We start from the raw sequence: 2,717 nt of genomic DNA, 5'->3' as shown, positions 1-2,717 counted from the left end.
GTGGCTGGAGAAGGGCGAGCTGCTGATGGACGGCCCGACCGACCAGGTCATCGAGGCGTACGAGGCGCACACCGGCAAGTGACCGGCCGAAACGCCCCCGAAACAGAGCGACCCCCGCCGGATGATCCGGTGGGGGTCGTGCGTTGTCACCGATGCCGACTTGTCACGCCCCCGGCGCACGCCGGAGCCGGGCCGGTCGTAAGCTGTACCGGTGCTGGGAGCCTGCGGATGATCAATACGGGGTGCGCGGGACGCCCGGTGCGGCGTGTCCGAAATGGGAAGATTCGACCGGGCGGTGTAGAACGGGGGGTGTGGCGGCCATGAAGATCGGGACCATCCTGTTCCGGGGGACGCTCGCCGCCTGCGTACCGGGTGCCGCGCGGTGACCGGGGACGACGCGTCCCGGGCGGTCCTGGACAAGGCCGCGCGCGAGAACTTCCCGGTGGCACCGCTGTTCCTGCCGCGCGCCTGGCGCCAGGACCTGATGGCGGTCTACGGGTTCGCCCGGCTGGTCGACGACATCGGCGACGGCGACCTGGCGAACGGCGGCCGGGACGACGCGGCGCACCTCGGCCTCGGCCCGGAGGGCGCCGCCGACCGCGTCGCCATGCTCGACGCCTTCGAGGCCGACCTGCGCAGGGTCTTCGGCGGCAGCCCCGCCCACCCGCTGCTGCGCGCGCTGCAGCCCACGGTCCGCCGGCACGCGCTGACCCCCGAACCCTTCCTCGGCCTGATCGCCGCCAACCGCCAGGACCAGACGGTCACCCGCTACGCGAGCTACGGCGACCTGCTCGCCTACTGCGAGCTGTCGGCCAACCCGGTCGGCCGGCTGGTCCTCTCGCTCACCGGCACCTCCACGCCCGAACGGATCAGGCGCTCCGACGCGGTGTGCACCGCGCTGCAGATCGTCGAGCACCTCCAGGACGTCGCCGAGGACCTCGGCAGGGACCGGATCTACCTGCCCGCCGAGGACATGAAACGCCACGGCGTGGAGGAGGCCGACCTCCACGCGCCGCACGCGGACACGCGCGTCCGCGCCCTCGTCGCCTTCGAGGCCGGGCGGGCGACGGACCTGCTGAATGACGGCGCGCCCCTGGTGGGTAGCGTGCGGGGAAGGCTCCGGCTGCTGCTCGCCGGTTTCGTCGGCGGCGGACGCGCCGCCCTGCGGGCGGTCGAGGCCGCGGGGCACGACGTGCTGGCCGGTGCGCCGAAAGCCACCAAGACCGGCCTGCTGCGCGCGGTGGGATCGACATTGCGAAGAGAGGGGTGAGCCGGGCCGTGAATGGTTCCGCCCACACGTCCGGACAGGTACTTGCCGCATACAAGTACTGTGAGATCGTGACCGGTCACGAGGCCCGCAATTTCGCGTACGGAATCCGCCTGCTGCCCACCCCGAAGCGGCAGGCGATGTCCGCCCTCTACGCGTTCTCCCGCCGGGTCGACGACATCGGCGACGGCGAACTGGCGCCGCGGGAGAAGGCCACCCGGCTGGAGGCGACCCGCGCGATGCTGGCGCGTGTCCGCGCCGGCGAGGTCGCCGAGGACGACACCGACCCGGTCGCGGTCGCGCTCGCCGACGCCGGACGCCGCTTTCCGCTGCCGCTCGGCGGTCTGGACGAACTGATCGACGGCGTCCAGATGGACGTTCGCGGCGAGACCTACGAAACGTGGGACGATCTGGCCGTTTACTGCCGTTGTGTGGCAGGTGCGATCGGAAGGCTCTCGCTGGGCGTTTTCGGCACCGCGAATGGGCACGATCATGAACGTGCCGCCGAATACGCCGACACGCTCGGCCTCGCCCTGCAACTCACCAACATCCTCCGGGACGTCCGCGAGGACGCCGCGAACGGACGGACCTACCTGCCCGCCCAGGACCTCGCCAAGTTCGGCTGCGCCGCCGGATTCCACGGCGACACCCCGCCGGCCGGTTCGGACTTCACCGGCCTGGTGGAATTCGAAGTCCGGCGCGCCCGTGCCCTGTTCGCCACCGGATACCGGCTGCTGCCGATGCTCGACCGCAGGAGCGGCGCGTGCGTCTCGGCCATGGCCGGCATCTACCGAAGGCTGCTGGAGCGGATCGCCGCCGACCCCGAGGCCGTCCTGCGCGGCCGGGTCTCACTGCCCGGCCGGGAGAAGGCCTACGTCGCGGTGCGCGGCCTGGCCGGACTCGACGCCCGCCGCACCGCCCGCGATCCGCGGGGCGACGCGTGAGCGCATCCCGCGACGGCGCGGGCCACGACCCACGGCACGAGGCAACCCCGACGACCCGCACCGCGTCACTTCCCGCGACAGGCCGTCCCCGCACCCCGCGCGCGACCGCCGAGGGGGAGGGCGCATGACCACCGCACCGGCCGGCACCCGTGTCGGCACCGGTCCCGGCGCGGGCAGCGCCGTGGTCGTCGGCGGCGGGCTGGCCGGCGTCACCGCTGCGCTGGCGCTCGCCGGCGCGGGGCTGCGCGTCACCCTCACCGAGGCCAGGCCGCGGCTCGGCGGGCTCGCGTTCTCCTTCCGCCGCGGCGATCTGACGGTCGACAACGGCCAGCACGTCTTCCTGCGCTGCTGCACCGCCTACCAGTGGTTCGTCGACCGGATCGGCGCCCGCGACCTCGTCACCGTGCAGGACCGGCTGGACGTGCCGGTGCGCGACGCGGCGACCGGCCGGATCGGCCGGATCCACCGCACCGCGCTGCCGGTGCCGCTGCACCTGGCCGCGGGAC

Annotated in this window: 3 protein-coding genes and 1 pseudogene; all 4 read left to right on the top strand. The window is 73.4% G+C overall.

Annotation, left to right across the window (positions count from 1 at the left end):
* Positions 1–82: pseudogene (locus V2S66_RS34255) on the top strand (ABC transporter ATP-binding protein); the annotation flags it as partial.
* 300 nt (positions 83–382) lie between these two features.
* A complete protein-coding gene (gene hpnC, locus V2S66_RS34250; RefSeq protein WP_330801003.1) occupies positions 383–1,270 on the top strand; it encodes a squalene synthase HpnC in 888 nt (295 codons plus the stop codon).
* Positions 1,267–2,211 carry a presqualene diphosphate synthase HpnD gene (gene hpnD / locus V2S66_RS34245; RefSeq protein WP_330801001.1) on the top strand — a complete coding sequence of 315 codons (945 nt, stop codon included), beginning with the start codon at positions 1,267–1,269 and terminating at the stop codon, positions 2,209–2,211. Before hpnC ends, hpnD begins: the two co-directional genes overlap by 4 nt.
* A gap of 124 nt (positions 2,212–2,335) precedes the next feature.
* Positions 2,336–2,717, top strand: a 382-nt coding sequence (locus V2S66_RS34240) for an FAD-dependent oxidoreductase (RefSeq protein WP_330801000.1), incomplete at its 3' end; no start/stop codon positions are given.

Origin of the sequence: Actinacidiphila polyblastidii (assembly GCF_036353415.1) — a bacterium.
GTDB classification, from domain to species: Bacteria; Actinomycetota; Actinomycetes; order Streptomycetales; family Streptomycetaceae; genus Actinacidiphila; species Actinacidiphila polyblastidii.
Note: the sequence above shows the minus strand (reverse complement) of the source record. Positions and strands in the feature narration are given on the sequence as shown.